The following is a 25,556-nucleotide window of genomic DNA, read 5'->3' as shown; positions in this document are numbered from 1 at the left end:
GCCAAGTGGCGAACGCAATAACATCTATCGTGCGCCAGCCTGTCGACGATGCTGCGCTGGCGAAACAGAAAATTGAGCAAGCGTTGGTCGATCACGCGGACGGCGTGATCGACGGCTTGGCTTTATTGCAGGCGTGCGAGGAACGTGGGCTTCTTCCCTTGTTGCGCGCGTTGCTGGAGCAGGGGGACGATGTTTTACGGATTGTGCTCAATTTGGTGTCGCGGCCGGAGATCACGGGTGGATTGAAAAACGGAATCGGGGCATTGCAATTCTTGGGGGCGATTCCACCGGAGTCGATGTCCCGACTTTTCGAGGCTGCCTCAACAGGATTCAAAGAGGCAACAGGGGTGCCAGTAAACGCGCGGATGGGCGTGTATGACGCCTTAAAGGCTCTGCGCGATCCCGATGTTGGCAGGGCCTTGGCGGTCGCCTTGGCATTTTTAAAGGGCATGGGTCGCGGACTTGCCGATTCGCCGGAGGCGACGGCTGCGCGTGGCGAGGACAGGGGGCCTGAAGTGTGAGCGAACAACCGCGCATCGCGATGTCCGAAAAGATGATCCGCCCGGTTGTCCGGTATCGCGATGGGGAGTGGGTGAGAACAGACGACGAGATTGCAACGGAGTATGCGTTGACCATTTATGTGAATGACAACGAACTTGCGACCATCGTCTGTACGCCTTCTTATATGGAAGATTTAGTGTACGGTTTTCTGGCGTCCGAGGGGATTATCCAATCTGTTGATCAAGTTGAGTCGCTGCAACTGAGCCGTTTTCTCGGAACGGCTCGGGTGCGTACGAAAAGCGCCATCACCTTCAACCAAGCTTTTTACAATAAACGATATATCGCTTCATGTTGTGGGAAGGGACGCCAAAGTTTCTATTTCCAAAACGATGCCGTCACAGCGAAGCGTGTAGACGATGCCGTGACTTTGAGCCCGGAAGAGGTATTTGCCGTGATCGACGAACTCGATGGGGCGGCGACGCTGTTTCAGGAGACCGGCGGCGTTCATATGGCGGCCTTGTGCACGCCAGACAAACTTTTGTTGGCACGTACTGACATTGGCAGGCATAATGCCCTCGATAAAATCTATGGATACTGCCTGCAAAACGGAATCTCGTTGCAAGGTACGGTGATTGCATTCAGTGGGCGCATCTCGTCCGAGGTGTTGTTGAAGGTGTCCAAGATTGGCGTCGGCATCGTGATCGCCAGATCGGCGCCAACGGCGCTTGCCATCGACATGGCGGACGAACTGGGCATTACCGCCATCGGTTTTGTGCGCGGCAGGGCTTTTAACGTATATTCGCACCCGTGGCGAATCGCGGGGGCTTTGCAAGCTGATGCCCAAGCCGATACCTAGGTGAAATAAAATCAAAGCGCCGTCACACGGGGGATTTCCCAGCGACGGCGCTTTTGGATGTATACGCGGTACCTCTGGTTACGCGACGTGTACTAACGAGACCAACATTGCGCAAAACATAAGTACGCCGAAGCGAAACAACAGGTTTGACGTGCCTTTGACAGCCGCGTGCAGCTTCGCGGGTTCTGTATGTTGGTAATACAGGCGTACCACGTACACAGCAGTTGGAATCGTCGCGAAGACAAAGAGTGCCCATGGCGTAAGCAGGTGAAAGACCACCAGCATGACAATGACAAGGTATGCGGCGGCAAAGACGCTCGCAAATAAAATTCTCCCCCGCTCGCGGCCAAGCAAAATAACAACCGTGCGGCGGCCACCTTCCGCGTCTTGTACCATGTCCCGCATGTTGTTGGCAAACAAAATGGCGCCGATTAAAAGGCCAATCGGAATCGACAAAAGTGCCGCTCGCCAGGTTACGGTACCACTTTGCAGGTAAAAGGAGATAAGGACAATGACCGGTCCCATGGCTGTTGCGGCCGCTAACTCGCCAAACGGCGTGTATGCGAGCGGCCACGGCCCACCCGAGTATAAGTAACCAATGCCCATGGATACAATGCCAACCAGAGCAAGCCACCAACTCGTTGTCGCGCAGAGATAAATGCCCAGTAACAGGGCAACAGTCATAAAAATAAAGCCTAACCGCAATACGGTCGTCGGCTTCACACCATCGCGTACGATGGTGCCCGCGATACCAACCATGCGCTCGTCGTCAAGCCCTCGTTTAAAATCGTAGTACTCGTTAAACATATTGGTTGCTGACTGGATTAAAATGGATGCGAAAAACATGGCAAGGAATCTCCAAACGTGGAAATGATAAAAAGGAATCGCAATCCCTGCCCCGACAAGTACTGGCACGATGCTCGCCGTCAAGGTGAACGGGCGTAAGACTCGCCACCAGACGCCGATCCGGCTCGAATGTATCATCTGCTAAGCACCTCGTTTCCCAAGCCGCGTAGATCGCACACGGCGAAATTTCAAACAGAACTCTATACGTTCTAGGAATCCATTCGTAATCCTAGCATGTGCATGCGAGACCGGCAAATCCGTTTCTTGCCGCGGGTTCCGAGGGGTTGCGTTTTTGCTTCTCTATTGGACAAGTTCTATAATGTTCTCGCGAACATTCGACATCTGACTCGGAATCAGGAGGCCTTCCGAAATGACCATGCAGTGGGAGCGAGTGAAGGAATATACCGACATCATTTACGAACGAGCGGAGGGCATTGCCCGTGTGACCATCAACCGACCTGAGGTGCATAATGCGTTTCGCCCCGAAACGGTTGCAGAGATGATTGATGCTTTTCAGCACATCCGCGACGATGCATCGACCGGTGTCGTCATTATGCGCGGCCAGGGCGATCTCGCTTTTTGCTCCGGGGGCGACCAACGCGTGCGTGGGCACGGCGGCTACGTCGGCGGCGATCAAATCCCTCGTCTCAATGTGCTCGATTTACAGCGGCTCATTCGTCAATTGCCCAAGCCAGTGATTGCCGCTGTTGCCGGTTATGCGATTGGCGGTGGACACGTCCTGCACGTTTGCTGTGACTTGACGATCGCGGCCGAGAATGCCGTATTTGGACAAACTGGGCCGAAGGTCGGTAGCTTTGACGCGGGTTATGGCATCGCTTTGCTCTCACGGTTGGTTGGGCAAAAGAAAGCAAAGGAAATTTGGTTCCTCTGCCGTCAGTACAACGCCCAGGAAGCCTTGCAAATGGGACTTATCAACGCGGTGGTGCCGCTTGATCGACTCGAAGAAGAAAGCATTCAATGGGCAAAGGAAATTCTCGAAAAGAGCCCGATTGCCATTCGCTTCCTCAAGGCGGCATTTAACGCAGATACCGACGGCGCGGCTGGATTGCAGCAACTTGCTGGAGACGCGACCATGTTGTTCTACATGACCGATGAAGCCAAAGAAGGAAAGAATGCGTTCCTTGAGAAGCGCAAACCGGACTTTGGAAAGTTCGGGAGATTGCCCTGATTGTTCCACAACCAATTTAGACACGGGGGTGGAATGCTGCATGACAAATGCATGGTCACAGGAGCCGGTTCGCCGTTTGCCCGATTGGTTGCAGGCGCAGGCCTTGCGACGTCCTTTGCACCCGGCCATCGAAACGGCAAATGGCGTTCTAACCTACGAAGAATTATTGTATGCCGCGTTATCCTGCGCGGCATCGCTTTATGATCAGGGGCTCTGCGAGGGTCAACGCGCCGCAGTCCTGCTCAAGGACAGCTATGCGCACACGATAGTGCTACACGCGTTGATACAGCTAGGGGCCATCTTGGTGCCGCTCAACTGGCGCTTGTCCGCACCTGAGCTTGCCTATCAGGTAGAGGACTGTGATGCGCAGTTGCTGATTTATGATGCACAGACCAGGTCGTTGGCACAAGAGGTGAATCAAAGCTACCGCTTTCCTGCAGGCGTGATCGAGTTCTCCGAACTGCAGACGAAAGGCGGTCGTGCACGCGATGTGTTCAAAGCGGATATCGACTTGACTGCGCCGCATTGCATTGTCTATACGAGTGGAACGACGGGCAGGCCGAAGGGCGCTGTCATTACATATCAAAATCACTGGTGGAGCGCTATGGGCTCTGTGTTGCAACTCGGGTTGCGGCTCGATGAGCGTTGGTTGGTGCCGATGCCACTGTTTCACGTAGGTGGCATGGGCGTATTATTGCGTAGCCTCATTTATGGCACGACGGTCGTGGCCCATAATGGTTTTGACGTCGAGCGCGTGGACAAGGCCTTGGCGTACGAAGGAATAACGTTGGTCTCCCTCGTGCCTGCGATGTTGGCAAGGCTCCTAGACAAGCGAAGCGATCCGTATCCAGATACGTTGCGTGCGGTTCTGCTTGGCGGCGGTCCGGCACCAAAGCCGCTGTTGGAGCGAGCGTTGGCCCTGCGCATTCCCATCAATCAAAGCTATGGACTGACAGAATCGAACACACAGGTCGCCACTTTGATGGCGGACGATGCGCTGGCAAAGGTAGGGAGTTCGGGAAAGCCTCTAGCCAATGTGCGACTTGCCATTGACAGTCCTGACGGTCCAACAACTTTGCCGCGTGTCGAGGGCGAAATTCTAGTGCAAAGTCCCACGGTCATTGCCGGTTATTTCAATCAACCAATGGCCACAGAGCATGCGTTCCGAGACGGTTGGTTGCACACTGGCGATATTGGCGTGTTCGACGACGACGGCTTCTTATATGTGTTGGACAGGCGTACAGATCTCATTGTCTCGGGTGGCGAGAACGTGTATCCGGCGGAGGTCGAGTCCGCCTTAATGAGGTTGGCAGGCGTACAGGACGCGGGCGTAGTTGCGCAAGAGAATGCAACATGGGGTCAGGTTCCTGTGGCCTTTGTCGTGCTCAAAGACGGTGTCGTGTTGACCGATGAGACACTGGCGCAGTGGCGAACCCGTTTGCGCGAGCTATTGGCGCACTACAAGATTCCGCAGGCGTTTTATGCTGTGTCATCGTTGCCGCGCAACGCCTCGGGCAAACTGTTGAGACGGGAATTGAGGGAGTGGGTAAAAACGCGATGCTGACTTCGGCGAAAGAGACGGTATGGGAACACCTGGTGGACGCCATCGCGCAGGCTTATACAACGATGCCTCCCGCAAACGAACAGGGCGTTCATTGCATTCGCACGACGATCAAGTTCCATGATCCGCTTGCGTCGCTCGCAAATTGGCATACACTCGAGCCCGCCGTGTACTCGCTGCCGCACAATGCTGATGCTGAGACGCTTGGCATTGGCGTCTACAAGCAAATTTTGGAGTCTGAGGAGGATGCGCTCGAACGTTCCAGGACGCGGTTGTCTGAACTCGCACTTCCCAAGGGCGTTCGCTGTTACGGCGCATTTGCGTTTGACTTCACAGAGCCCGCGTTTGGGATGTGGTCCGCCTGGCCGAAGGCGATTTGGTTTGTGCCAAAGCTGACCTTGCGCAAACAACTGGGCACAGATGCGGTGGATGTGTTCTACATCGTCTCGCCCGCCCTCGACGAGCATGACGTTCGCACAGAGGTTGCGGATCTTCTTGATGCTTTTGCAGCCGGTGAGCATGAGCCAGGAGCGCATCCAGTATTTACGGCGGCTTTAGAAAACAGTGCTTGGGCGGATAAAGTTGAGCGGGCGTTGCGCGAAATCGCGGCGGGGAAGCTGAGCAAAGTCGTCCTAGCGCGCCGGGCATTTGCGTCGGTCAACCGGCCGCTGCCAGAAGCGTTGCAACAGCTTTTGAGTACTTATCGCGACAGTCACATCTTTGCCATGCAGTGGCAGGACAGGTGGTTGCTTGCGGCCAGTCCAGAGGAACTGGTTCGCGTAGAAGAGGGGACTTTGTCGGTTGACTGCTTGGCTGGCTCGGCGCGCCGCGGACGCGACAAAGAGGAAGACCAGAACCTTTGCTTGCAGTTACAGACGAGTGCAAAGAACCGCGCGGAACACGAGGCGGTCGTGCACGCGGTCACCCATCGCTTGGCCAGTGTTGCTGAGCAACTCACTTGGCCAAAGGAACCTGGCATTCGCCAGTTGACAAATGTGCAACACCTGTACACCAAGGTGGAAGGGCGGTTGCGCGAAGGGTGTAGCCTACTCGATGCAGCTATTTGCTTGCACCCGACACCCGCGGTGGCGGGAGTGCCGGATGCGGCCGCGATTTCGTTCATCAAGGCCCACGAAGGTTGGCCACGGGGGTACTACACTGGAGGATTCGGCTGGATGGACGGCGATGGCAATGGACAAATCAATGTTTCGCTGCGATCGGCATTCATTTATTACCCACATGCGTGCATGTTTGCGGGATGTGGTATTGTTGCCGGATCAGACGCCGCAACGGAGTGGGAAGAAAGCGAGTGGAAGCTCGTACCGATGCGAACGGCGCTGGGGGATATTCGTGAGGGGGACGCAATGTGAACATGACCTTGTGGCCGGTGCACGCGTTTGTCGATGGGCTCGCAGCCACAGGCGTACGCCAGGTGGTTGCTTCGCCCGGTTCTCGGAACACGCCGCTGCTCATGGCCTTTGCGGAACACCCGCAAATTGAGTTGCTTTCCCATCTCGACGAGCGGTCTGCCGCCTATTTCGCACTTGGCCTCGCAAAAGGCGGAGGGCGCCCGGTGGCGATTGTCTGCACGTCGGGGACCGCCGCTGCCAATTACTATCCAGCCATTGTGGAGGCTTACATGTCGCGCGTTCCGCTCATCGCGATTACGGCCGATCGCCCGCCGCAATTGCGCGAAGTAGGAGCCAATCAGGCCATTCGCCAAATGGGTATGTTTGCCGATCACGTCAAGTGGTTTTATGAACTGCCGATCCCCGATGGCACCGCGCAATGCGCCCGGCATGCACAGGCGATGGCTGTGCGTGCTGCCACGTTGGCTGCTTCAAGTCCGGCGGGCCCCGTCCATTTGAATTACCCGTTTGTCGAACCACTCGTGCCACCGCGCCGGGATGAGGTGCCAGAGCTTGTAAACCTCACCCCACCTGCGATGCAGATGGAGCCATCGGGATCGTTTGCTGGCTCGCGGTTCAAACGTTTGCGGGAAGCCTTGGCAAGTGCACAACGCCCACTCGTCGTGTTCGGTCCTGAGCGCGATGCAAACCTTGCCAAGGCGGTCGTTGCATTCGCAGAACGAACCGGCCTTCCGATTTTGGCGGATATCATTTCTCCGGTTGCGGGATCGTCACAGGCTGTCCAGCACTACGATGCCATTTTGCAGGCTGCACCCGATGTGATTGCGCCTCCAGACTTGGTGCTGCGCTTTGGCGCCGAGCCGACCTCTAAGGCGTTGGCATCGTGGCTGGTGAAGAGCCGTGCGCGCGTATTTGTCTGCGATGAAACGCCACTTTATCGCGATGCGTTAGGCGTTGCCAGCGACGTCATCGCTGGCGGCGTCGAATTTGGGCTAAACCATCTCATAGCCACGTTGACGACTTCCGCACAAGCTTACACGGCGGCTTGGCGGCATGCGGACGATGTAGCGAGGCGGTTCATCGAGCGCTTTTGCGCCGATCACTGGTTTGAGGGTACGGCGGTACGGGCAACGGTCGCGGCGTTGCACAGTGGGGAGAGGTTATTCATCGGCAACAGTCGGCCGATTCGCGACGCCGACGCCTTGGTCAGGCCACAATCGGGCGTCATCGTCGATGGCAATCGCGGTGCCAGCGGGATCGATGGTCTGACGTCGACGGCGTTTGGCGAGGCCTTGGCGTCAGGCCAGTCTACAGTACTGTGCATTGGTGATGTGTCGTTTTATCACGACACGAACGGACTTCTCGCGGCCAAGCGATTCGGGGTACCACTTGTCATCGTCCTCATTCACAACGATGGTGGCGGCATTTTTCAGCATTTGTCGCAAGCGTCGCGACCAGACACATTGCACCACTTCACGACGCCGCATGGCCTGGAGTTCCAACACATTATTGAGGCGTTTGGCGGGCGATATGTCGAGGTGGAGGGTGTGCAGGCTTTGATGCAGGCGGTGCGCAAAGGCATAAACGATGCCGGGTTGACCGTCGTGCAAGCCACGTTTGCCAACGAAGCGAGTACACACGTATACAAACGCCTCTTTGCCGAATTGCGGCACGAACTAGAGCGAGGGATGGCGCGATGAGACGAACTGTGCACGTGCGCGGCATTTCGTATTCCGTACTGCAGGCCGGCGATGGTGAGGAGTGTTTGTTGCTGTTACACGGTTTCACGGGCAGTGGCGACGTCTTTGCACCGTTTTTCGCGAATTGGGCGCGACGCTGGACCGTGCTAGCCCCCGATTTGTTGGGGCACGGGCGGACTGCGGCGCCTGCCAGCGTTGAACGCTATCGGATGGCTGAACAAGTGGCCGATCTCGCGGCTCTTCTTGACACTTTCGGTTTTTCGCGAGCACACGTGCTGGGTTACTCGATGGGTGGAAGAATTGCCCTTTCCTTTGCCGTTCAGTATCCTGAATATGTTTTGCAGCTCATCCTCGAGAGCGCGTCTCCAGGGCTCGCGACCCCGTCGGAGCGGGCCGCGCGCAGAGAAGCAGACGAAAGACTGGCTGCTGAAATTGAGGATATTGGCCTTTCTGCTTTTATTGAGCGTTGGGAGAAGATACCTCTCTTTGCGACACACAGCGCCTTGCCGGAAGGTGTACGCATGCGGCAACGGGAGATCCGTGAACAGGGAACGGCGTTTGGCTATGCGCAAAGTCTGCGTGGAATTGGCACTGGAGCACAGCCATCGAATTGGGACCTGCTTGGTACGCTGACAATGCCGACGCTGCTTGTCACCGGGGAACTGGATGCCAAGTTCACTGCTATCAATTCTCAGATGGCTCGGCAAATGAAAGCTGCACGTCATGTCGTGATCGAAGAAGCGGGACATACGCCGCACTTGGAGCAACCCGATGCTTTTGCCGCGGCTGTCGAGACTTGCTTTTAGCACGCCGAAGCGTTAAAGGAGGATGGGTGTGCTCAATCTCGCCAATTGGCAGGACGCCATGCTGATTATCGCCCTCGTCGGCTTACTTGGCGCCGTCATCAGCAGGCTTACGGAACGGCCGCGCATTCCCGATGTGGCGGCATTTGTCGTTCTTGGCATAGCCCTTGGACCGGCAGGTTTGCGCGTGCTGCACGTGGCAGGTGGCTCCGGGGCGAGTCAGTTTGCGGTGTATACCGGGGCAGCGCTGTTGTTATTCGAGGGCGGATGCCAGATGAATCTGAGGCTTCTGCGCCGGGCGGCGTTGACCATCAGTCTGTTGGCTACCCTCGGTGTGCTCATAACGGCACTTGCCGTCGCCTTGATCGCAATGTGGCTGTTTCACTTTTCATTTCTCTGGTGTCTACTACTTGGTTCGATTATCGCCTCGACAGATCCAGCGACATTGATTCCTGTCTTTGCACGGACACCGATTCGCCAACGCTTACAGCAGGCACTCGAAGCGGAGAGCGCGGTCAACGACGCGACGGCCTCGGTCTTGTTTGCCGTCGTGCTCACATCGGTCAAGGCGCAACAGCCCCTGCACCTGGCGTCTGCGTTTGCCATGTTTGGCAGAGAAGCCGGCATTGGTCTTGCCATGGGGACTGTTTTTGGCTTCTTTGGAGCATGGCTGACATCGGAGAACGGCCCCCCCTGGCTGCGGCTGCACACAAGCGTCGTGGCCATCGCCATCGCGCTTGGGAGTTATGCTCTCGCAGTTGATCTTGGCGGCAGTGGTCTCATGAGCGCGTTCGCGAGTGGAGCAATATTTGGCAGCCCAGGTGTGTTCGGCATGGCGCGATCGCAGGTTCAATTCGCTGAGTTGGCACATGTTGCATTGCCGACGGCATTGCTGCGCATGCTGATCTTTACGCTACTTGGCGCACAAGTGCAATTTTCGGCGTTGGGGCGCGATCTGGGAGTTGGTCTTGCGATCGCGGCCACTCTGATGTTCATCGCACGCCCGCTTACGGTGCTCGCATGTGTACCGGGCGACCGCTTTGCGAAATGGTCCGCGCGGGAGATCGTCTTGATGATGTGGGTACGTGAGACTGGCGTGATCCCGGCCGCGTTGGCCACATCAGCCGCTGCCGCTGGTGTACCGCATGCGCGCGACCTCATGGCAGTCACCTTTCTAGCGATTTTGTCGACGATTTTGTTGCAGGCGACGTCGACAGGGTGGGTGGCCAAGCTTCTGAAATTGGAACGTCAATCGGACCCTGGCGAAGAGTTGTTGTAGATTGTAAAGACGAAAGTTGTCGAATTTCACGATCCTTTAACGAACCTTCCACCGCAAGTTCACAGAGCGTTGCTATCCTTTGAGTCGTTGGCCATGCTTACGCACACAATTGACCTAAGGGAGGACGATCTTTGTGATCTTACATCATACGAAATGGTTCGCAGGTGCCGCCGTACTCACCGCATTGCTTGCGGTTTCTGGGTGCGGCACGGGGAACTCGACAAATAACGCCACCAACGCCAGTGCGCAGCCGGGACAGAATGCGACAGCCTCAGGTGCCGCGAAGACTGCAGGCAGTATCTCACTTACGGAAACAGGTTCCTCGTTACTGTATCCCCTGTTTAATACCGAGTGGATTCCAGCGTATCACAAGGTGCAGCCGAACGTGCAGATGACCGCGGCTTCTACCGGCAGTGGGACTGGGATTTCCGATGCTACGGCCGGGACGGTAGACATTGGTGCTTCGGACGCATACATGGCGGACGCACAAATGGCGCAAACGCCCGGCATGTTGAACATTCCAGTGGCCATTTCAGCACAGCAGGTGATGTATAACCTGCCAGGCCTCAAAGGTCATCTCCATCTCAACGGTGCAGTGCTTGCCCAGATTTATGAAGGGAAAGTCACCTATTGGGACGACAAGGCGATTCGAGCTTTAAATCCAGGCATATCCCTGCCACATCAGTTGATTAAGCCGGTCTATCGCTCAGACGGATCTGGCGATACCTTCTTGTTCACGCAGTACCTCAGCCATGGTAGTGCAAGCTGGAGCCAGCAATATGGCTATGGCACGTCCATTTCGTGGCCAGGGCTATCTTCGGCCATTGGCGCAAAGGGCAATGACGGTGTCGTCGCTGCTCTGAGTAAAACCAAGTATGCCATTGGCTACGTCGGCATCAGCTGGTTGGACAAGGCCGTGCAAGCGGGGCTTCATTATGCAGCACTGCAAAACCGCGCTGGACAGTTTGTGCTACCGACGACGCAAAATATCCAAGCCGCCGCTGCAGCCGTGAAGCAGGTGCCAAGCGACGAGCGAGTCTCGCTGATTGACGAACCAGGAGCGAGCTCGTATCCCATCATCAATTTTGAATACTTGATTGTCAAAAAGACACAGCCATCAACAACGACGGCCCACGCGTTACAAGCGTTTCTCAAATGGGCTATCGATCCCGGAAAAGGCAATGCAGCATCTTACCTGACACCCGTCCACTTCTTGCCGCTGCCGGCCGATATCTATACCAAAAGCCAGGCGCAGATTGCACAGATCACAGGCTGATGGAAGTTGTGGGGGCCCAATACATGCGTAACGTATCGCGTACGGCCAAGGTGGCCGACTATGTCTTTCGCGTGGTTGCTGGTTTTTGTGCCAGCAGCCCCGCTATCTTTTTGTTGCTTATCGCGGGTATCGTCGTGTACCAATCAATCCCCGTTATGCACTTCATGGGTTGGAGTTTCCTTACACATACACGGTGGGATCTTGGCAATTTGTATGGCGCGATGGTCAAGAAGAACGGTGTCACGGCGCCTGTAGGAGCTTCCTACGGGGGACTAGTATTCATCGTTGGGACGCTTTTATCTTCGGCAATCGCGCTCGTCATCGCGGTGCCAATTGCAATTCTCACGGCTGTGATTCTAGCCTACCGCGTCCGTGGCGCAATCGCTTGGATATTGAGCATTCTCGTCGAACTGCTGGCAGGTATTCCAAGCGTCGTGATTGGGCTGTGGGGTATTTTGGTCTTGGTGCCCTGGATCAGTGCTCATCTGGCACCATTTCTGCGACATGTACTTGGCTGTATTCCGTTTTTTGGAGGGCAAGTGGGAAGTGGCTATGGGCTTCTCGCAAGCGGGATCGTCCTTGCCATGATGATTGTGCCCATCATCACCGCAACCGCGCGCGATCTGTTGTTGCAAGTGCCGTTGCTTGCGCGGGAAGGCGGCCTCGGTGTCGGCATGACGACCTGGGAGGTCGTGCGATATATTTCGTTGCCTTATGTACGAGATGGATTGGTCGGCGCGATCGCGCTGGGCTGGGGAAGGGCAATGGGAGAGACGATGGCTGTTCTCATGGTGAGCGGGAATGCGATGAATATTCTCCCGAGCAACTTGTACAGTCCAATCTCAACCATGGCGGCTTTTATTGCGGATCAGCTGGATAGTGCACAGACAGATGCATCCGGCATGGCCGTGCATGCGTTGTCGGAACTTGCTCTAGTTCTGCTCGTTATCACTTTGGCGACCAATTTGCTTGCACGCTGGTTGGTTCGCCCACGTCACGGCCGGAGGAAGGAAGGTGTGGCAAAATGAAGCGAAGGCGTCGGCGTAATGCGTTCTCGTATCTTGGCTGGTCGATTGCCTGGCTGGCTGCAGCGCTCGTTCTATTTGGCCTCTTTGATTTGCTGGTTTCTATTGTTTGGCGTGGTGTTCGTTCGTTTCACTTCGCTATGCTGTTCACTCCGACGCAAGGGGTGGCGGGCGGATTGGAGAACGCACTCTTGGGAACATTTGAATTGGTTCTCATCGCCGTGCTCTTTGCGGCGCCCCTCGGTATTCTTGGCGGGGTGTATACATCAGAATTTGCTGGGCGACGCACCGCCGCAGCCATTCGTTTCTTGGCTGAGGTCCTCTCCGGCGTGCCGTCCATCGTGATCGGCTATTTTGGGTATTTGCTTCTTGTGTTGCAGTTTCACTGGGGGTTTTCCGCGCTTGCTGGCGGTATTGCCTTGACGCTTATCATGTTGCCCTATATTTTGCGCACCACGGATACCAGCTTGCAGCAGGTCCCACATATGCAACGCGAGGCTGCATGGGCCTTGGGCATGACGCGGTCGCAGGCGATTCTGCAAGCCATCTGGCGGCCGGCCGCAGGTGGCATCGCCACGGGGCTATTGCTTGCCATCGCCATCGGCCTTGGGGAAACCGCACCGCTGTTATACACAGCTGGATGGAACGCCAACAACCCCAGTTTGCAGCTCACCCATGCCCAGGTCGGCTACTTGACATACGTAGCCTACACCTACTTGGACCAGCCATATCCGGCTGCGCGCGATCTCGCCTATGCAGCGGCTTTCGTCTTGCTCGTCGTCATCCTCATCATCCAGTTGGTCGTCCGTGGTTTGGTCTGGCGCACCACGAATCGGTTGCAAGGGCGTCATTAAACAAGAAATGGGTTGGCTAGAGGGGTTGTCAACTGAATAGGATAAGCGGAGAGAAGTGGAACGAATGCTCTCCGCTTTTTCCTTTATCTGCGCCTTGCGATTTCGCTGGCGCCGGGAATTTGAGTTGTCCGCAAGAAATATCAAGTTTAGAATAAGAGACGTGGAAGACTTGAGGGGGCGAGACCAATGCGTCGCGTTTTGCTGATGACCGCGTCCTTTGGTTCCGGGCATAACCAGGCTGCGTACGCCGTGCAGGAGGCGTTGAAAGAAAGAGACGCACAGGTCGAAGTGGTTGACTACGTCAGCCTGCTGAATCCGGCGTTGCGTTCGTTCGCCAAGTTTAGTTTGATTCAAGGAGTGCAAAAGGCGCCAAGTTTGTACGGCTTGTTCTACAAGTCGATGTCTCGGATTGATCCGGACTCGGCCCTCCAGCGCTACGTGAATCATTTAGGCATTGAGCGGATGCAGGAGTATATCCAGTACTACCAACCGGACGCGATAGCCAGCACGTTTCCAACGCCGATGGGAGTCGTCGGTGAATTGCGCCGCACCGGGCAAATTGGCATACCTAATATCGCGATTGTCACGGACTACACAGCCCATCGCCAGTGGTATCACGATCACGCAGATCACTTCTTCGTCGCTACGGACGAGGTCAAGCGGGATCTTGTATCGTATGGCGTGCCAGACAGCGCGATCGACGTTGTGGGGATCCCGTTGCGTCGCAAGTTTCAAGCTGAGAACGTGATGCGGCTGTTGTCACACCGATCCCAGTTGGTCCGCGAAATGGGATTTCGCGAAGACCTGCCGATTGTGCTCTTAATGGGAGGCGGTAGCGGTATCTTGGCCGATCCGCCGCTCTGGGAATCGTTTATCCCAGAATCGGGCATGCAGTACATTATTATCTGCGGTCAGAACCGTCGTATGGAGAAACGCTTCTCGGCACTGGCGAGCGATCGGGTGCATGTCTACGGTTTCACGAGCGAGATCGACCGCTTCATGGCGGCGGCCGATTTGATTGTCTCAAAGCCCGGTGGCTTAACGTTGACAGAGGCCATCACCATGCGGTTGCCGATGTTGCTATTCAGGCCGATACCGGGACAGGAAGAGGCGAACGCTCGCTTCGCTGAAAAGGCGGGAGTTGCAGTTTGTGTTCGCACGGCGCGTGAAGCTCAGCAATTCTTACTGGAAGTAAAGCAGCACCCTGAAATCCTGGAACGGATGCGTATGGCGTCGGAACACATGCCGACCTGCGGCGCGGCCGCGCGGATCGCTGAGAAGATTATGCTGTTTGCAACGGGACGGCAAACGTCGCCAGCCATGAGGGCAGCGTACCCGCCGGAATTGCTGCCGACGTGAGAGGAGACCGCGTGTGATTGGCTGGCTGATTGGTCTCATTGTATTTTGCATCCTCGTCGCGTACTGTGGGGTGCCTGTACTTTGGACGCGCGTGTTTCATTTAAGCAGCAGGCGGTACACGAACAAACCGGGTAAAGTGGCCTTGACGTTTGACGATGGGCCGCATCCCGAGTACACGCCGCAACTGCTCGACGTATTGAAGTCGTGTGGTGTGCGGGCAACGTTTTTTGTGATTGTCGATCACGCGCTGAAATATCCTGAAATCGTCGAACGGATGAAGGCGGAAGGACACGAAGTGCAGGTACACGGCGAGCGGCATCTGTTCGTTCCGTTTTTGCACCCGGTTTTGACGTATCGCCAGTCCATTGGCGCCAGTCGTATCTTGCAACAGCGTTTTGGCGTACTGGCAAACGTCTACCGGCCGACGTGGGGTGCTTGCAATTTGGCGACATTGTTCTTTTTGCCGCGCCACGACATGCATATGTTGCTATGGTCCGTGATGGTTGGCGATTGGCGCCGCACAGAACCAGGGGAGTTGGTGCGAAGGGTGAGTGACAAGTTATCGGACCGAGCGGTCATCGTGCTGCACGACAGCGATTGGTCGTACGGTGCAGAGCGAGGGGCTCCGTTGCAAGTGATTGCGGCGATTCCCGAGATCGTTCAAGCGGTCCGCGAGCGCGGGTGCGATTTTGCACTGGCCTCGGAATGTGTGTAGGGAGGGAGAGCTATGCCGAGTCGGGCGCTGCGAGCGGTGTTTGATGTGTGGGAGTCGCTATTTCATCGTGCGTTTCGCCTGGAAGATTTGGAGCCAGGAACGGAGCATCTGTTCTTCGTTGCCAAACGCCGATATCTTGGACGTGGCTTTGAAGTCGATGGCATTCGCGTGAATCCGGGGGACCGCGTCGTAGAACTCCATGTCAACAACGACATGGTAGAACGCGCGTTGCGCGAAGATGGGAATGTCGTTCGTGCCATGGTACAACTGCTTCGCCAGGCGCGTATTTCCATGCCGGCTCTTGCCCGTGCCGTGCAACGCGAGCGGTTTGCCGACGCCCAGGTACTCTACGGGGTGACCATGATTCATCGCGGGATCGAGCGATTCGGCTTTCACACCTATCCGCTGCCGAACGGCATTGCCAAGTCGTTGACCACATGGCATTTGACGAATGTCTTGAAGATGTTGAATCCCGATGCAAACCATATCATCGAAACGCATCACGATGTCTTGCAACCGAAATTAGTCGTCGCATCCAAGGCAAAGATTATCGAGATGTTTGGCGAAGGGAACGCAGTGTCGCACGCCAAGACCGCCGAACTGTCCGTGGATAACGAGCAGGCCGTACCGCTGGAATCATGAAGTGTATATTATTGTATGGCTCATTTGGAGACGGACACGTTCAGGTTGGGAAGGCGATCAGCGAGGTACTTGCCCAAGAATTCGGAGCAGACGTCGAGATGATCGATACGTTTCGGACAACGAATCGTTTTGTGGCATGGTTCAATGAACGGGTGTTCGAATGGAGTACCAGGTATTTTCCTGGGTTGTATGGTGTGAGCTATGACTGGACGCGCAATTTGGCGACCACCAATCCATTGTGGTCGCTACTTGCGCGTTTCTCGCGAAAGGCAGCTTGGCGGGCCCTCCAAGAACATCGTCCTGATATTGTCGTACAGTTGTTTCCCGATCACGCGTTGGCTCGCATGCCAAAAGGGATTCGACCTTTTGTTGCCGTGGTGCTGACTGATTTTTCCGTGCACAGCCGTTGGTTTCACAAGGGTGTCGATCTGTATATCTTGCCCGCGGAGCGCGCAGTTGACGAAAGTGCTCGTTTTACCCAGGACAAGGCTGTGGTGGTCGCGGGGATACCCATCAGACGGCAGTTTTCGGCATGTGCGTTGATGAAGCAAAGTGGGCGAAGTATCGTAGTATTGACGGGCGGTCGTGGCGTTTTCCCGCAGTTTCAGGATGTTTTGGATCGACTTGTAGGGCGCTTTCCGAGCCACACTATCTATGTCTTGTGCGGCCGCAACCAAAGGATGTTTGCACAGGTCAGATCGTTTGCAGAGGCCCGGTGTGTAGCTGAGCGGATTGTGCCAGTTGGCTTCACGGAACAATTGGCTGCCTATCTGCAGCAAGCGGATTTTGTCATGACGAAGGCCGGTGGTGTGACCGTTGCCGAATGCTTGGCATGCGGAGTGCCAATGGTCTTCTTCAGGCCACTTCCTGGTCAAGAGCGCGAAAATGCGAATTGTGTGGCTCGCATGGGGGCAGGTTTGATTGTGCACAGCTTGCGAGAGCTTGAAGCAACGTTGGCCATCCTGTCCGATGAGGTGATTGCTCAATTGGCCCGACGAGCTCGGGAAAACGGGCGACCAGCCGCCGCCTGGACGGCGGCATATCGCATTGTTGATGCGTGGAAGTCTTTCTGTGGAGATGAAACCGGAACTGTAGTGAAGTGAAGGCCGGGCGTGCACGGGCTTATCACGATTCAAATGGATGAAAAGAGCCGTAATGGCTGCTGTAATAGAGCAGCGGCTGACGGCTCGAGTCAACCGATGCAGCCTCGACCTCACCAATTAAAATAACGTGATCTCCCCCATCCAATTCCTCGCGCAATTGGCATACCAAATATGCCTGAACCCCTTCAAGAATCGGCTGCCCGAGCTCACCAATGAAATAGTCCACTCCTTGAAACTTATCCGACATTTTACTGGCAAATTGATTGGAAAGATGACTCTGATCACTTGCGAGAATATTGACCGCAAACGCTTTACTTTTGCGAGCAAAGGGAAGGGCATTGGCCGTTTTATCAATGCACGCTAAGATTAGCGGGGGATGCAAAGAAAGTGACGAAAACGCGGAAACGGTAATGCCTGACATCTCGCCATCAACCGCCATGGTAATGACGGTGACGCCGCTGGCGAAACGTGCTAAAGCTTTGCGAAAATCTGCAGCATCGATGGTCATGCCAAAGCCCCTTTCATTGGCTCCAATACTGTCCTCGCTATCATTGTATATGATGGTTCTCGCTGCGTAAAATCGCTGGGGAACAGGAAAAACTTTGCTTGAAAATTGCCTAATTCGCCACAGTCAGTCCAAATCTACGAGCTTATGATTGAACTCGACAAGAATTCCAGTTTATAATGAAGCTAGTGAACAACAAAAAATATTGAAAAGGGGCTTTGCCTGGTGCGTTTTTCGTTCCTGATGGGTCTTTCGACCGCTGCGACGATGGGGATTACCCTGACAACAGTGTTTGCCGAAACCACTCGATACACCGTGCACAATGGCGATAGCCTCTACAGTATCGCGCAGAAGTATCACACGACTGTCAGTGCTCTGAAATCTGCAAACCATTTGAGTTCCGACCTTATTCATCCTGGTCAAGTACTATGGATTGGGAGTTCTCAAAGCGTTGGCAGGGGTAGCGAGGTGAAAGCGGATTCAGTTGCTGCCGCGAAGCCTTCATCCGCTAGCACCTATACGGTGCAATCGGGCGATTCGCTCTGGAGTATCAGTCAAAAGTTTCACGTTACGGTGCAAAGCCTGGAAGCATGGAATGGCCTGCGGAGTACAAGCGTCATCCATCCTGGCGAGCATTTGACGGTTTCGAAATCGACCGCTAAGATTTCCGTTTTAAGCAGCCGTTCGAGCAATCCGGATGGCTCAGATTTATCGCTTGCGGAAAGTGCCCTCGGTTTTACCATCGCAGACTATGCGAAAACGCTTCTGGGTGCGCCGTATGCGTGGGGTGGTACGTCGCCAGCCGGGTTTGACTGCTCGGGGCTCGTTCAGTACGTATTTGCCCACTTCGGTATCTCGCTTCCTCGGACCAGTTATGGACAATTCGACGCAGGTACACCGGTTACGCAAAGTAACTTACAACCAGGTGATGTCGTATTTTTCGATACATACGGAAGCGGTGCTTCGCACGATGGCGTATACATCGGAAACAATCAGTTCGTGAATGCAGCAGGTTCCGCGGTTCAAATCGATAGCTTGGCAGACCCATATTGGGGTGGACATTATATTGGAGCCCGTCGGATGTGATACTGTGAAGCTATTACGGATGACGGCAGTTATGGAAAGAGTGCCATGACAAGACAAGCCGCTGGGGAATCCCTGCGGCTTGTCGTATAAAATGATTCGAAGTTTAGGACTATGCCCAAGCGTGAATGGTTAAGTAACCGGCTGTACCCGTCAACAGTAGAACAGAGAGCGCTAAAGCGGTCCGCTCTACGTAATGAACCACACGGTACAGCGTTTGAATCGGATCTTTGCTCATCTTGTCTGGCTTCACAGCACACGCTCCTCCTGTCAGGCATCCGATAGCATCAGTGTAACACCGAACAGGACTGTTCAACCGTTGCTTTCGAAAAAGTTTTGTGAAGCTTATGTCACAATATTCGCGAATCCTGACGAACGAGCATACTCGGTGTCGAACAAGCGTCACCCTGCATCGTGAAGGTCAGTTTAAATCCGAGCGCTCCCCAGAAATGATGTAAATCACGCTCTCTCCGATGTTGGTTATATGATCCCCAATTCGCTCTAGATAACGACCACAGAACGCAGTAGCCATAGCCTGTGGAGCTGTTGTGCTTTCGCCATCAGGACGGTTAAACAGCTGTTCCACCAAACGACGGTAGTGGTGGTCGATCTCGTCGTCCATCTGAGCTAACCGCTTGGCAGCCTCGACGTCACTGTTTACATAGGCGTTCAAGGCTTCGGCGATCATCGCATCCACCATCTTTGCCATCGCTCCAATGTCTTTCCACGCTTGGGCAGAGGGTGCGATACCCATGCGCAGTACCGATTTGGCGATATCAACAGCGAGATCGCCCATACGCTCGAGATCCATCGCGAGGCGCATGCCGGCGACAATCCGCCTGAGGTCACCCGCGACAGGCTGTTGTGTCGCGATCAGGCGAATACACAGATCCTCGATTTCGTGGTCCTGCGCATTGATGTTGCGATCGCCATTGACCACCGCTTGTGCCATGGCTACATCCTGTGTTTCCAAGGCGGCAATCGCTCGCCGAATGGCTTCCTGGATGTCGCCACCCATGCGCAGAAGCTTCCATTTCAATTCTTTTAACGCGATATCGAACGCTTGTCTCTGCTGCATCATCATTCTCCTTTGTCCATCATCCAAAACGACCAGTGATGTAATCTTCGGTTCGCTTGTCGTGCGGTTTTGTAAAAAGGGTCGACGTTTCGCCGAACTCGATCAGTTCGCCATTCAGAAAGAAAGCGGTCCGATCGGCAATGCGCGCAGCCTGTTGCATGTTATGGGTGACGATCACGACGGTATAGTCGGCCTTTAGTTGTTCGACCAACTCTTCAATGCGCATGGTAGAGATCGGATCGAGCGCAGATGCCGGTTCGTCCATAAGGAGTACATCCGGTTCGACAGCGAGCGCACGTGCAATGCACAGGCGCTGCTGCTGACCTCCGGAAAGAGCTGTTGCCGGTTTGTTAAGCCGATCCTTGACCTCATCCCAGAGCGCGGCCATACGCAAAGAGCGTTCCACGCGTTCGCGCAGTTCCGTTGGCTTACGGATTCCGCCCAGGCGCAAGCCGATTGCGATGTTGTCGAAGATGGACATGGTCGGAAAGGGGTTGGGTTTTTGAAATACCATACCAACCACGCGTCGGACATCTACAGGATCGAGATCACACAAGTCGTCTCCACCAAGCAGGATATCTCCCTCGACCTTAGCGTACGGAGATGTTTCATGCATCCGGTTTAGGCATCGGATGAAGGTCGATTTGCCACAACCGGATGGACCAATAATCGCCGTCGCCATTTTAGCTGCCAACTCTATATTGATGTTCTTTAATGCGTGTTGTGTCCCATACCATGCGTTCAAGTTGCGAACAGACATGGATTTTCCCATGCAAAATCCTCCCCAATCGCGCAATCCATTGTGTTTCCATATTGGTTCTATCTGTCGTCCCTACGATACATGGGGATTGTTAAAGGTGTGTGAGGTTTTCATTGAATTTTGCTGAAATGAACAAGGAGCCTTTGTGAAGGGGATGAAAAAACACAAGAGCCACGGCTTATGCAGCGTGGCTCTTGCGTGGGGCATATCTGAAAAGATCATACCGTTGACTATAGAGTAGCGTATGGACGGGCATTATGGCACGGACATCGTGCCTCGCTTTTTGTCGAAAGTGTGACGATGTCGGGGCGTCGTTGGAAGACATGGGGGGCACTTCCGAATCCACTCATATAAGCAAATCGCATGTTTGTCAAAAACGATTTTGCTATACTAGTTTCATTGGTCTTTGTGGAGGTGCGCTTATTTGAGAAAAGTATATATTTTACATGAGAACCCAGAGTGGACCATTCATTTGACGCGGCGCCTCGACGAACTATCGGTTCCGTATGAAACATGGGATTTGGCACAGGGACACTTGGACTTGTCGAGTGTTCCGCCGGAAGGCGTGTTCTATAGTCGCATGAGTGCGTCTTCACATACGCGTGATCACCGTTATGCGGTTGAGTATACGTCGAGTGTTCTAGCTTGGTTAGAGAGTCATGGCCGACGCGTAATTAATGGCAGTCAGGCACTTCAAATTGAGGTGAGCAAAGCCCACCAGGCAATGGCGCTCTGGCGCGCCGGCATACCCTCACCTCGGACCAGCATTGCCGTGGGAGAAGAGCAATTAATGGCGGCAGCACAGGCGTTTGCTGGGATTCCGTTCATTGTAAAGCACAATCGCGCCGGCAAGGGGCTAGGGGTGCAACTGTTTCGCGATACCGCAAGCCTTGCATCCATGCTCGCGAAGGGAGAGTATGACGCGCCAGTCGACGGCGTTTGGATTGTTCAGGAGTACATTGAATCTCCTGATGCAACCATCACGCGGTGCGAATTTGTCGGTGGCAAATTTTTATATGCCGTGCGCGTGGACACATCGGAAGGCTTTGAACTGTGCCCTGCTGACGCATGTCAAATTGGGGACATGTTCTGCCCTGTTGGGGAAGGCGGTACGCGCCCGAAATTTGAGATTGTTGAGGGGCATCCACACGAGTGGATCGAATCGTACGAGCGCATGCTGGCGGAAAACGGGATTCTTGTCGCCGGCATTGAGTCGATCCGCGACCGCAATGGGCGTGTTTACACCTATGACATTAACACCAATACCAATTACAACAGCGACGCAGAAGCGCGGGCAGGTATCTTCGGTATGCTTGAAGTCGCCACATTCTTAAAGTCGGAGCTAGACAACTTAAAAGGCATGCCGATGCCACACGAGGAGGTTCCAATGAGGTGAGATATGGATTTTGGTTGCCGATTTTTGGGGGGTGGCTACGTAATGTCGACGACGAGTCGATGCCGCCGACCTTTGAATATGCCAAGCATGTTGCAGTCCAGGCTGAGCGCATGGGTTATGACGTGACCTTGATTGCGGAACTTTATCTCAATGACATCAAAGGCCCGCAGGAGCCAAGTCTAGAGGCGTGGACGACAGCCAGCGCGATCGCGGCCGTCACAGAGAAACTTGAGATCATGACGGCGATTCGCCCCGCGTATCACAATCCTGCGGTAGCTGCGAAGATGGCTGCAAATATCGATCAACTCAGCAAGGGACGCTTTACTTTAAACGTCGTGTCGGCGTGGTGGGCGGAGGAGGCTCGCCAATACGGTGGCATTTTCACCGAACATGACGATCGCTACGCCCGCACGCGGGAATTTCTCGAGGTCATGAAAGGCATGTGGACGCAGGATTCGTTTACGTATGAAGGTGAGCGCTATCGAATCCAAAATGCGCGTTTGCAGCCGAAGCCCTTGCAACAACCCTATCCTCGTCTCTATGCGGGAGGCGAAAGTGAAGCAGGCAAGGATATGATTGCCTCTTTATGTGACGCCTATGTCATGCATGGTGGTACGGTTGAGGAAGTTGCGCAAAAAATTTCAGACATGCGGGAACGTCGTGAGCGCAAAGGGTTGCCACCGCTTGCGTCGTTTGGTATGGCTGCCTATGTCATTTGTCGAGATACACTCGAAGAAGCACAAGCCGAGTTGGAGAGGATCACCACTCTGCGTCCAGGTGATGCGTATGCCAGCATGGAAGACTTTGTTCAAATGTCGCAACTTGAGCAACAGATTCGTCTCTACGATTATTCGGTGTCCAACCGTGGTTTGCGGCCACAGCTCATTGGTACGCCAGACATGATCGCCCACCGCATTGTCGAGTATGAACGGGTTGGATTGGATCTGTTACTGCTTCAATGTTCACCACAGTTGGAAGAAATGAGACGGTTTGCGGAGCAAGTCATGCCTCGGGTTGCCGAATTGAGGAGGACTGCTGATATCACAGCGTAAACAATAGATTTACAATACAATCACGGCTTTTTTACACAGACTCTGTATCGTATGGTTGAGCAGGGAGCCAATCCCGGCGTTTCATGCAAGATCACCCCAAATCGTTGCCGTTGCGGATTGCGACGGCAATTTTTTTGGCGCACCCGGCATGGGCGCTAGCTAGGCGGTGAAAGTCTGACGTCGGAAAGTATCAAGACATCTGAGTAGCTAGGATGCCAGCGTACAGCGAAATCTGTGCGTGGAAGCGGGATCGACGAAAGTACCTGTCAGAGAAAGAGCGAGCAAGATACCAGGCTGCAACCTGAAGTGAATCCTGCCGTGTCGTCAAGAACGCCTTGCAAGAGGGAACAGGGGGGAGCCGAGCCCCGTGTGCATGGGCGAAGGCAATGGAGATGCCGGAACGCATTAGGAAATGTGGTGTTAGGTTAAAACAGCGGACACAGCGAATCGAGAATGTAAGAATAAGTCGATTTGAGGTGAGCCACGTGACACAAAAGTACGACAACGACTTTAAGCTACTGCTGTTCAACTCGCTTTGGAAGGCCAGAAGCCAAGTGAGATCGCACGCGATCTCGAGATATTCGTGAAGAGTTAGTATGGGTGGATCGCGAAGCATCGCGAAAATCCTGAGACCCCATTCGTCGGAAGCGCGAACCTGAGACCGGAAGCGAAAGCGATGCGCGATCTGGAGCGAGAGAATCGCCAATTGCGAGAGGAGAATGAAATCCCAAAAAGGGCATGCGCATCTTCACCAACGTCCGCAAGTAGTGTATGCCTGGATCCACGAGCACCGCTCCGAATTTCCGGTTTAGAAAATGTGCAAAGTCCTCTGTGTATCTCGGAGCGGCTATTACGCGTGGCGCGAACGGCCGGAAAGAGTCTTTGCTCCAAGCGCAGAAAGCGACGGATTCGTCGCTTTCATGAGCTGTTCCTGCGATCTCGTCGATTGTATGGGAGTCCAAAAATCATAGCCGATCCTTAAGTTCATTTAGTGAAAGTGGGTGCTGTTCATCAGTCTTCTTGTGAAATATGTGATTGGATAGAAGCAATCGAGCCCTATTTTTCGTACCAGACACATTCTGCCTCACTCCTTTAACGTAGCGATGAAAGATCACCACAGCAAATACCATTTTGTGCTTCATCCTTGCCATGCTCTCATTGGATCTGCTGATTTTTGAAAAATCTAGCTGACCTTACAACTCATTTTCTCTGTCATCTACGTTTCATAAATATGTACGCCAGGATGGAACGGGTAGTCGGGTTTCGAAAGTACGGAACATGCCTTTCCGCCTGCAAGGGACAAAGCCGAACATGCCGTCATAGGGTCTATCGATTGCTTATTTGGTCTAATGGAACTTTTCCAATTCGGTTGGTCTACGCATCGTCATCTGTGCAAATCTCGAAGGATTTGGTTACCTAGCGCATCCAACGCTTGCTTGGTGAATCCCGTCGGATTGCCCAGGTTCGTGGAAATCCCAACCAAGTTGGTTTTCCCTTGATAGGACATGATTTCGTACCTCGCGCTTACGGATTGACCGTTCTCCTTTTGATACTCGAACTTAAGTTCGGAGGATAGTTTTCGAAGATGTGCGAAAAACAGCTTTTTAAATTCGGTAAAGTTACCACTGCCGAATACGATGATGAGTTCGGGTGATACGTACTCTATCAAAGCACTAAGAAAGTTCTGTGCCCATTGATTTTGAAACAGATCTCGTTGTGGTAAATCTTTAACCGTGTTATAGTCACTCACCGTGACGAATGGGAACAAATCTAGATGGATGCTTGTATATTGCACATCTGCGATCTCGTAGTAGGATCCGTTTAGGCTCCGTATTAACCGTTCCACGCGGTATGGATCGGCCTTTTTTCCAAACCACTCTTCGTAAGGATTTTTCTGAAAGTACTTGTTGTAGCTGTCCAAGATTTCTGTCGAAAGCCTTTGGTTCTGAAGAATGTCTTGCAGGGATTCTGTCTTATCTAGTACTCTGAAACGATTCCTAGGTGGTTCTAGGTATTTGAGCTGGGTCTGGTCATGGGTGTCTGCTAACACTTTCAGAGCCTCTTCTTTATTCATCGCAAGAAATTCTTCCCGAGACGGATTCGCCCCGATTGTGACTATCTTCTTTTTGGATGAGTGGGTGTTTCCAAACCAGAGCACGGGAGGAGTTCTGTCCAAAATTTCGTCTCCCCACTTGTCGCGAAGTTCAATTTGTTTTCTAACGGCCTGATGAAGCATCTCTCTTTCGAAGTTGGACAAAGATGGTTTCTCCTTTCAACAAGATTGTCAGTTAAATCAACACGGTTAGATATAAATGACCATAAACCAAATTTCTGTCTATGTAAACGTCAAATCAATCGTACATTGCATTCGTGCCGCAACCGATTTTGAACGTATGAAAGAGGCTGCCCCCCCTCAAGTGCTTGGAACAGCCTCTTTTGTGTAGTCAATCGGTGTTAGGTTAAAACAGTTGTCAATGGCCAATTTGTTTTCGTCTAAAATGGCCAACTAAAATCATCACTTGGCGTGGGAGATTAGAGACTCGCGGTGCCTCCTTTCATTCGGTAGCTGTCTCCTGAAAACGTAAATACAAATGCGTGGTGTA

At 53.9% G+C, this 25,556-nt stretch carries 24 protein-coding genes; 18 read left to right on the top strand and 6 right to left on the bottom strand.

What is annotated here, in order from left to right; genetic code table 11:
• The first annotated feature begins 5 nt into the window (after window positions 1-5).
• Complete coding sequence (locus QMF38_RS01305; RefSeq protein ID WP_006447942.1) at window positions 6-521, top strand: DUF1641 domain-containing protein; 516 nt, start codon at window positions 6-8, stop codon at window positions 519-521.
• A gap of 20 nt (window positions 522-541) precedes the next feature.
• A complete protein-coding gene (fdhD, locus tag QMF38_RS01300; RefSeq protein WP_281758546.1) occupies window positions 542-1,357 on the top strand; it encodes a formate dehydrogenase accessory sulfurtransferase FdhD in 816 nt (271 codons plus the stop codon).
• 78 nt (window positions 1,358-1,435) lie between these two features.
• Here fdhD and QMF38_RS01295 read toward each other — a convergent pair whose 3' ends face one another.
• On the bottom strand, window positions 1,436-2,341 hold the full coding sequence (locus QMF38_RS01295; protein ID WP_281758409.1) for a 1,4-dihydroxy-2-naphthoate polyprenyltransferase: 906 nt from the start codon (window positions 2,339-2,341) through the stop codon (window positions 1,436-1,438).
• Window positions 2,342-2,573: 232 nt separating this feature from the next.
• On the opposite strand from QMF38_RS01295, the gene menB reads away from it, so the two are divergent.
• The 13 genes from menB (at window position 2,574) to QMF38_RS01230 (ending at window position 17,079) form a co-directional block, all read left to right on the top strand.
• Window positions 2,574-3,392: a 1,4-dihydroxy-2-naphthoyl-CoA synthase gene (gene menB, locus QMF38_RS01290; RefSeq protein WP_281758407.1), complete on the top strand. Its 819-nt coding sequence runs from the start codon at window positions 2,574-2,576 to the stop codon at window positions 3,390-3,392.
• Between the two features lie 40 nt (window positions 3,393-3,432).
• On the top strand, window positions 3,433-4,956 hold the full coding sequence (gene menE, locus QMF38_RS01285) for an o-succinylbenzoate--CoA ligase (RefSeq protein WP_281758405.1): 1,524 nt from the start codon (window positions 3,433-3,435) through the stop codon (window positions 4,954-4,956).
• A complete protein-coding gene (locus QMF38_RS01280) occupies window positions 4,935-6,323 on the top strand; it encodes an isochorismate synthase (protein WP_281758403.1) in 1,389 nt (462 codons plus the stop codon). Before menE ends, QMF38_RS01280 begins: the two co-directional genes overlap by 22 nt.
• Window positions 6,324-6,325: 2 nt before the next feature.
• The gene (gene menD, locus QMF38_RS01275; protein WP_281758545.1) at window positions 6,326-8,023 is read left to right on the top strand and encodes a 2-succinyl-5-enolpyruvyl-6-hydroxy-3-cyclohexene-1-carboxylic-acid synthase; all 1,698 of its coding nucleotides are present in this window, start codon (window positions 6,326-6,328) and stop codon (window positions 8,021-8,023) included.
• Window positions 8,020-8,829, top strand: a complete 810-nt coding sequence (menH, locus tag QMF38_RS01270; RefSeq protein ID WP_281758401.1) for a 2-succinyl-6-hydroxy-2,4-cyclohexadiene-1-carboxylate synthase — start codon at window positions 8,020-8,022, stop codon at window positions 8,827-8,829. Before menD ends, menH begins: the two co-directional genes overlap by 4 nt.
• Before the next feature lie 22 nt (window positions 8,830-8,851).
• Window positions 8,852-10,105 (top strand): cation:proton antiporter, encoded by a 1,254-nt coding sequence (locus QMF38_RS01265; RefSeq protein WP_281758399.1) that lies wholly within the window; start codon window positions 8,852-8,854, stop codon window positions 10,103-10,105.
• Window positions 10,106-10,238: 133 nt separating this feature from the next.
• A complete protein-coding gene (gene pstS, locus QMF38_RS01260) occupies window positions 10,239-11,381 on the top strand; it encodes a phosphate ABC transporter substrate-binding protein PstS (protein ID WP_232302239.1) in 1,143 nt (380 codons plus the stop codon).
• A 23-nt stretch (window positions 11,382-11,404) separates the two neighbouring features.
• On the top strand, window positions 11,405-12,409 hold the full coding sequence (gene pstC / locus QMF38_RS01255) for a phosphate ABC transporter permease subunit PstC (RefSeq protein WP_058094620.1): 1,005 nt from the start codon (window positions 11,405-11,407) through the stop codon (window positions 12,407-12,409).
• Entirely contained in the window at window positions 12,406-13,260 is an 855-nt protein-coding gene (gene pstA / locus QMF38_RS01250; protein WP_058094619.1) for a phosphate ABC transporter permease PstA, read from the top strand. The genes pstC and pstA overlap by 4 nt, the downstream gene beginning before the upstream one ends.
• Before the next feature lie 186 nt (window positions 13,261-13,446).
• A complete protein-coding gene (locus QMF38_RS01245) occupies window positions 13,447-14,619 on the top strand; it encodes an MGDG synthase family glycosyltransferase (RefSeq protein ID WP_058094618.1) in 1,173 nt (390 codons plus the stop codon).
• 13 nt (window positions 14,620-14,632) lie between these two features.
• Entirely contained in the window at window positions 14,633-15,334 is a 702-nt protein-coding gene (locus QMF38_RS01240; protein ID WP_040290573.1) for a polysaccharide deacetylase family protein, read from the top strand.
• Between the two features lie 12 nt (window positions 15,335-15,346).
• On the top strand, window positions 15,347-15,976 hold the full coding sequence (locus QMF38_RS01235) for a YkoP family protein (protein WP_058094617.1): 630 nt from the start codon (window positions 15,347-15,349) through the stop codon (window positions 15,974-15,976).
• On the top strand, window positions 15,973-17,079 hold the full coding sequence (locus tag QMF38_RS01230; RefSeq protein ID WP_058094616.1) for an MGDG synthase family glycosyltransferase: 1,107 nt from the start codon (window positions 15,973-15,975) through the stop codon (window positions 17,077-17,079). The genes QMF38_RS01235 and QMF38_RS01230 overlap by 4 nt, the downstream gene beginning before the upstream one ends.
• A 22-nt stretch (window positions 17,080-17,101) precedes the next feature.
• Here QMF38_RS01230 and QMF38_RS01225 read toward each other — a convergent pair whose 3' ends face one another.
• Complete coding sequence (locus QMF38_RS01225) at window positions 17,102-17,587, bottom strand: flavin reductase family protein (protein WP_040290575.1); 486 nt, start codon at window positions 17,585-17,587, stop codon at window positions 17,102-17,104.
• A gap of 222 nt (window positions 17,588-17,809) precedes the next feature.
• Here QMF38_RS01225 and QMF38_RS01220 point away from each other — a divergent pair, with 222 nt between their 5' ends.
• Complete coding sequence (locus QMF38_RS01220; protein ID WP_157057211.1) at window positions 17,810-18,670, top strand: C40 family peptidase; 861 nt, start codon at window positions 17,810-17,812, stop codon at window positions 18,668-18,670.
• 109 nt (window positions 18,671-18,779) lie between these two features.
• Here the strand turns inward: QMF38_RS01220 and QMF38_RS01215 are convergent, their stop codons facing one another.
• The 3 genes from QMF38_RS01215 to pstB form a co-directional block, all read right to left on the bottom strand.
• The gene (locus QMF38_RS01215; RefSeq protein WP_157057210.1) at window positions 18,780-18,920 is read right to left on the bottom strand and encodes a hypothetical protein; all 141 of its coding nucleotides are present in this window, start codon (window positions 18,918-18,920) and stop codon (window positions 18,780-18,782) included.
• Window positions 18,921-19,088: 168 nt separating this feature from the next.
• Complete coding sequence (phoU, locus tag QMF38_RS01210; protein WP_058094615.1) at window positions 19,089-19,745, bottom strand: phosphate signaling complex protein PhoU; 657 nt, start codon at window positions 19,743-19,745, stop codon at window positions 19,089-19,091.
• Between the two features lie 19 nt (window positions 19,746-19,764).
• Window positions 19,765-20,517: a phosphate ABC transporter ATP-binding protein PstB gene (pstB, locus tag QMF38_RS01205; RefSeq protein WP_058094614.1), complete on the bottom strand. Its 753-nt coding sequence runs from the start codon at window positions 20,515-20,517 to the stop codon at window positions 19,765-19,767.
• Between the two features lie 412 nt (window positions 20,518-20,929).
• On the opposite strand from pstB, the gene QMF38_RS01200 reads away from it, so the two are divergent.
• Window positions 20,930-21,901 carry an ATP-grasp domain-containing protein gene (locus QMF38_RS01200; protein WP_058094613.1) on the top strand — a complete coding sequence of 324 codons (972 nt, stop codon included), beginning with the start codon at window positions 20,930-20,932 and terminating at the stop codon, window positions 21,899-21,901.
• On the top strand, window positions 21,898-22,953 hold the full coding sequence (locus QMF38_RS01195; RefSeq protein ID WP_058094612.1) for an LLM class flavin-dependent oxidoreductase: 1,056 nt from the start codon (window positions 21,898-21,900) through the stop codon (window positions 22,951-22,953). Before QMF38_RS01200 ends, QMF38_RS01195 begins: the two co-directional genes overlap by 4 nt.
• Window positions 22,954-24,337: 1,384 nt before the next feature.
• Here QMF38_RS01195 and QMF38_RS01190 read toward each other — a convergent pair.
• Complete coding sequence (locus QMF38_RS01190) at window positions 24,338-25,210, bottom strand: hypothetical protein (protein WP_058094611.1); 873 nt, start codon at window positions 25,208-25,210, stop codon at window positions 24,338-24,340.
• Window positions 25,211-25,556: the final 346 nt, after the last annotated feature.

Origin of the sequence: Alicyclobacillus hesperidum subsp. aegles, from assembly GCF_027923525.1 — a bacterium.
GTDB lineage: Bacteria > Bacillota > Bacilli > Alicyclobacillales > Alicyclobacillaceae > Alicyclobacillus > Alicyclobacillus aegles.
The sequence above is the reverse complement of the archived record's forward strand: the minus strand, read 5'-3'. Positions and strand labels throughout refer to the sequence as shown.

Excerpts from the sequence above, each read along its gene's own strand:
- pstB (WP_058094614.1), bottom strand. The coding sequence starts at position 20,517 with ATGGGAAAATCCATGTCTGTTCGCAACTTGAACGCATGGTATGGGACA.
- QMF38_RS01245 (WP_058094618.1), top strand. The coding sequence starts at position 13,447 with ATGCGTCGCGTTTTGCTGATGACCGCGTCCTTTGGTTCCGGGCATAAC.
- menH (WP_281758401.1), top strand. The coding sequence starts at position 8,020 with ATGAGACGAACTGTGCACGTGCGCGGCATTTCGTATTCCGTACTGCAG.
- QMF38_RS01230 (WP_058094616.1), top strand. The coding sequence starts at position 15,973 with ATGAAGTGTATATTATTGTATGGCTCATTTGGAGACGGACACGTTCAG.
- QMF38_RS01225 (WP_040290575.1), bottom strand. The coding sequence starts at position 17,587 with ATGACCATCGATGCTGCAGATTTTCGCAAAGCTTTAGCACGTTTCGCC.
- pstA (WP_058094619.1), top strand. The coding sequence starts at position 12,406 with ATGAAGCGAAGGCGTCGGCGTAATGCGTTCTCGTATCTTGGCTGGTCG.
- menE (WP_281758405.1), top strand. The coding sequence starts at position 3,433 with ATGACAAATGCATGGTCACAGGAGCCGGTTCGCCGTTTGCCCGATTGG.
- fdhD (WP_281758546.1), top strand. The coding sequence starts at position 542 with ATGTCCGAAAAGATGATCCGCCCGGTTGTCCGGTATCGCGATGGGGAG.
- menD (WP_281758545.1), top strand. The coding sequence starts at position 6,326 with ATGACCTTGTGGCCGGTGCACGCGTTTGTCGATGGGCTCGCAGCCACA.
- pstC (WP_058094620.1), top strand. The coding sequence starts at position 11,405 with ATGCGTAACGTATCGCGTACGGCCAAGGTGGCCGACTATGTCTTTCGC.
- menB (WP_281758407.1), top strand. The coding sequence starts at position 2,574 with ATGACCATGCAGTGGGAGCGAGTGAAGGAATATACCGACATCATTTAC.
- QMF38_RS01235 (WP_058094617.1), top strand. The coding sequence starts at position 15,347 with ATGCCGAGTCGGGCGCTGCGAGCGGTGTTTGATGTGTGGGAGTCGCTA.
- QMF38_RS01265 (WP_281758399.1), top strand. The coding sequence starts at position 8,852 with ATGGGTGTGCTCAATCTCGCCAATTGGCAGGACGCCATGCTGATTATC.
- phoU (WP_058094615.1), bottom strand. The coding sequence starts at position 19,745 with ATGCAGCAGAGACAAGCGTTCGATATCGCGTTAAAAGAATTGAAATGG.
- QMF38_RS01295 (WP_281758409.1), bottom strand. The coding sequence starts at position 2,341 with ATGATACATTCGAGCCGGATCGGCGTCTGGTGGCGAGTCTTACGCCCG.